The organism is Haloarcula amylolytica JCM 13557, from assembly GCF_000336615.1.
Lineage (GTDB): Archaea > Halobacteriota > Halobacteria > Halobacteriales > Haloarculaceae > Haloarcula > Haloarcula amylolytica.
Genome location: NZ_AOLW01000034.1, coordinates 1 through 4,153 on the forward strand (window position 1 = coordinate 1; position 4,153 = coordinate 4,153).

2 protein-coding genes and 2 pseudogenes are annotated in these 4,153 nt (G+C 51.8%); 1 reads left to right on the top strand and 3 read right to left on the bottom strand.

The features are described 5' to 3' along the window. Window positions 1-93: 93 nt before the first annotated feature. Window positions 94-813, top strand: a pseudogene (locus C442_RS13965) (IS1595 family transposase); the annotation flags it as partial. A gap of 29 nt (window positions 814-842) precedes the next feature. On the opposite strand, the gene C442_RS13970 reads toward C442_RS13965, so the two are convergent. The 3 genes and pseudogenes from C442_RS13970 to C442_RS13980 form a co-directional block, all read right to left on the bottom strand. Beyond that, entirely contained in the window at window positions 843-2,354 is a 1,512-nt protein-coding gene (locus C442_RS13970) for a flippase (RefSeq protein ID WP_008311501.1), read from the bottom strand. A gap of 24 nt (window positions 2,355-2,378) precedes the next feature. Beyond that, window positions 2,379-3,668 (bottom strand): hypothetical protein, encoded by a 1,290-nt coding sequence (locus tag C442_RS13975; protein WP_008311503.1) that lies wholly within the window; start codon window positions 3,666-3,668, stop codon window positions 2,379-2,381. A gap of 69 nt (window positions 3,669-3,737) precedes the next feature. Beyond that, window positions 3,738-4,067, bottom strand: a pseudogene (locus C442_RS13980) (transposase); the annotation flags it as partial. Window positions 4,068-4,153 lie beyond the last annotated feature (86 nt).

Here is a 4,153-nt window from a genome sequence, read left to right on the forward strand (position 1 = left end):
TTCCGAGAAATTGCTCTGATGTGTGTCGTCTACAACATCAAACGTGCCGTCAAACAGTGAATTCCATCGCCTTATGGCGATTCAACACAGCCCTTTAACACGAGTCTACGGCAACTACAGTGCGAAATCGGGGTGACACACAAGACGATCCACCGGCGCATCGAGCGCTTCGCCAGAGCGCTCGATGCGCCTTCCCTCGATCTCGTCGGACCGGTCGAAATCGACGAAGTGTACGTCTCTGCCGGGAAGAAAGGCCGCGAGCGCGACCGGGAGTCGCGCTCGCGTGGCCTGTCCACGCGNGTCGAAATCGACGAAGTGTACGTCTCTGCCGGGAAGAAAGGCCGCGAGCGCGACCGGGAGTCGCGCTCGCGTGGCCTGTCCACGCGTGGACGAGGTTCGTATGGCGGCGACAAGCCACCAATTTTCATCATCGCTGACCGTGGGACCGGACAGCGGTACGTGATCCCGTCGAAAGCCGCAGACGAGTCGACAATTCGACTCCTGCTGGCCGAGCGCCAGCAGGAGTCGCTCACTGTCTATACCGACGGCTTTCGAGCATACGAACCGCTTGAAGAGGGCGACGCATTCGACCGCGAATACGTCGTCCATGGCGACGGTGAATACGCCGACGACGAGGTGCACGTCAACACGTGCGAGAGCCACGCGTCGCAGGTGCGACGGTGGCTCTCGCCCCACCGAGGTATCTCCAAAGACAAGTTGACACAGTATCTCAGGGCGTTTCAACTACGCCGGGAGTTGTTTCGGAAACCCGGCCGAGACGCTCTCAAACACGCTGTTCGAGCGACGCTGTAAATCAACAATGTGCTACGGATGAGCGTTCGCTAATAATCATCAAACAACTGGCTTCGGTATTCGTCGATAATCTGCCGCTCCTCCACTGAGGGGATGCCCGAGACGAAATACGCTATTAAGAACACAAGCAGGGCAAGGAGATAGACCGAGAGAATCAGTCCGAACCCGCCGAACACTGAACTAAGGGCAGTATATGATATACCAATAATAGGTAAGTATATGAAATATGTTAGCAAATTATCTATCGTAAGTGGGGTGATTCGATAGTCCCTGTACAACTGAATTGAGACTAACGAATTTCCGATGGCGTACGACACCGCTGTCGCAACTGCTGCCCCCACGATCCCTATTCGGGGGATGAGCCAGATATTGAGGCCGACATTAATCACGGCGTTCACCACCGTACTGAGTAGGAAGAAATCGGATTGGCCGAGCATCTTCAGGGTCCCGCCATTAATTCCGAGGCCGACGTGGAAAAAGAACCCGAGCGCCAGTATCACTAATGCTGTTGAGCCAGTGCTGTATTCGGTTCCAAATATAAAACGCAGAAAGATTTCGGGTTCGATTACCAGCAGAATCAATCCGGGTAATGTCAGGATGACGATCCATCTGGCGACGATCGCGTATATCTTGGGTATCTCCTGCACTTTATCGCTCGCTTGCAGGTCCGATATAACTGGTGTGAAAATCACGCCCATAATAGTTGGCGCAATAAATACGAGCCTGCCTAATGGATATGCCGCACCGTAGATACCCACTTGATCAGAGGTAAGGAACGCGCCAATCAGAATCGTGTCCAACGAACTGTTAATGAATGACATACTATTGGCGAAAAGCAGCGGAACCGAAAACCGCAACAGGTTCCTGTACTCAACATCGGGCGCGTTGGGAATCCCGAAGACAAGATATACGTAGGACGCACCGAGGAGGGTCATAAATGCATACCCGCCAACATATGCCCACCCGATACCAATCGTTCCGAACCCAAGAACGATTGCACCACCAATAAACAGGACCCGTGAGACCGGAAACGAAATGTTCTCGATGAGGTTTTTCGACCTCGCGTCTTTCATACCCCGGGCAATCGAGGCACCAAGCTGACCGAGAACAGCTAACGGTACGCCGACGGCAACTATCTTCAGAAGGGGTGCCATCTGGGGGTCGTTAAAAATACGCATGGCCAGAACATCGGAAAACAAAAACAAGAGTACGGCAAACACGGCACTGGCGACGCCAGTCAGACGGACTGACGCGGTAACGACCCTGAGCTGATCGCTGTTATTATCGTGTCGTGAAAGGTATCGAACCACACCGGTTCGGAGCCCTAACGATCCGACGACCGTAACCATACTCAGCAACGAAATCGCTAAGATAACCTGCCCATATCGACTTGGATCGAAGAATCGAGCAATCAGGACTTTCTCACTGAGCCCAGCAAGCCGCATTATGATAATTCCAAGGAAAGAGACTACAGCCCCCGTCAGAATATCGCGCAGCGGGGCCCTGATAGATCCAACCGTGGCGTCAAGTTTGTCAGGCATAATGGCTGAGAACTATGATAACGGTCACTGTTCTCTTCGCATAACCACTCTTACTTCAGGCAGTTTGAGGGCTAGCAGTACCAACGGGAGGAGAAGGATGAGTAGGTATTTAATCCTGTTGATAGGTGCGAGGAAGCCCTGAATCAAACTCCGGCCTAACAGTCCCGAAGACACTGCAAACAACACCACGGTCAGTGGTGCCTTCTGGATTCGAACGAACGCAATAAACACGGTTTGTAATAGAACACCCCAAATGAAGAGGCCAACTAGACTGAGGCCACCGAAGGAGAGATACAGTTTGCCGATAATTGTAGGCGGGAGAAATCCGCCATCCCCAGCAAACACCGTATCATACAATTTCCCGCCGAATGATTGGTTGTGTCCGTATCCGGGCAAGACTGAAACAAATCGATCCAGAACGAATTCTACACCGAAGTAGCTGTAGGTTCTCGGGAATGCAGTAAAAATGTAATTCACACCCGTTGCCTGCGACAAGAAAATACGATTTCGAAGGTGTTTCGCGCTCGCAATGAGCATACTTTCGAACGCACCGGGTCGTGGATTCCGAATAAGCGATATTCCAAGAAAGAACGGAATGACAACCAGTGCACTCACTAACAATATGCGCGTCATCTCGGAGTATTTCCTGAATTGCAAATAGGAGATCAGACAAATAGTCCAGATTCCAAAGTCAAGTACTGGATATCGGCGAGATGTCAGTATCATAAACGCCAAGGTAGCTCCGAGGGCGACAATTCCGGCACGCCAGATGAGCGATTCCTGCTCTGCGTACCCATATACCAGCGCAAGAAGGGTGACAAACGGCAAGAAGAGCGTTATGCCGACCATCGGCCAGGAGTGAGCGGCAGCCCAAGCTTGGAATGAGATAGTAGACAGTAGCGGTGACCCGGAACGTAGATACACGACTGCGATCCACAGTATCAGTACACCGGCTATCGCCAGAACCCCTTTATGTACATTGCGGTTCATATAGGGCTCCGGTTTTTTGCTCGCATATTTCTTGGTCTCTTTGAATGGTTCAAATTCCAATAGGTGATTTGGAATGACTGTCCCGAGTGCGAACGCGAAAATCGCTCCGCCCAGAATGAGGGGATGGCTCTCTACAGGAACCGCATACGATAATGTGACACCGTAGTGGATGAGAATAGTCCCAACATATATAAAAACGACAAACAATCCATAGAAGATCCCGGTGGGGGAAACGAAGCCAAAGAATCCACTGGTACTCAGGACAATCAGTCCGGAAACGACGACAAAGAGTATTCCAAGTACTAATTCCAGAGACGGTAACATCTATTACTGCGCAAGGAATCAAGTGGGTGTAAACGTTGTCCTTCTTGAGAGGGTATCATAGAACTCCTCTCACACCGTGATGATCGTGCTTCCCGGATTGTCTCCGCGTTCGTAGTTGGTGATAGCGACAACGAGCCGGAGGCAAAGAGCGAGGAACACCTGCGCTCGTGCGTGGACGCGGCCTCGGGCGTGCGTTCGCCCGAGGCCGCAGTCCTTCACTGATTCGTTGGTTCGTTCAACTCCGGTACGGCGGTTGTACGTCTCATCCAACGTCGATTGCTTGAGTTGTATGTCTTCGCTGTGTTCGGTGATGCGGTCTTCGACCCTGTACTCGATATCGAGCGGGTCGTCGGTGTTTCGCGCGTTATACGGAGCGACTGGCACGACCCCTGCGGCTAATGAGTACGAAAACTTTTGTTAGTTAAGCTTGATAGATGAGTAATGGAGCGCTCACGTCGAAAAGAGATTGAGCATCACTTGACTGA